This is a genomic window from Mycetohabitans sp. B8 (assembly GCF_021991875.1).
Lineage (GTDB): Bacteria > Pseudomonadota > Gammaproteobacteria > Burkholderiales > Burkholderiaceae > Mycetohabitans.
The window spans coordinates 1-417 of the sequence record NZ_JAHLKR010000047.1 but is presented as its reverse complement, the minus strand read 5'-3'; the positions used below and the strand labels follow the sequence as shown (position 1 = coordinate 417).

Here is a 417-nt window from a genome sequence, read left to right as displayed (position 1 = left end):
GATGGCAGCGTGGAGTCGAGTGTACACGCCACGCATACTCGACTGGCGTCGCTGCTCGAACATGAGCATACGCCACTGGTACGCGCGCTGCGCTGTAGCGGTATGCCCGCCGGTTCGCCCCTCTTTAGCGCGTTGTTGAATTACCGGCACAATACGCTCTCGGCAGAGGACAGTGACGCACCGGCTGGCATCCAATCGCTGGGCGGGCAAGAGCGAAGCAACTATCCACTGGTCTTGTCGGTGGAGGATTATGGTATTGCGCTCGGATTAACTGTGCATATCGCACAACCTGGTAATCCTGATCGCGTGTGTGGTTACATGCAGCAGGTGCTCGAAAGTTTGGTCAACGCACTGGACTGTACGCCCGACCAACCTGTTCAGCAATTGAAGTGGCTGCCTGACACCGAACGCGAACAA

The 417-nt window shown here is 57.3% G+C and carries 1 protein-coding gene; it reads left to right on the top strand.

The genetic code is table 11. The annotated features are described in order from the left end of the window. Nucleotides 1-417 (top strand): hypothetical protein (locus KQH60_RS14610; RefSeq protein WP_237577130.1); only part of this gene is annotated, 417 nt, incomplete at both ends.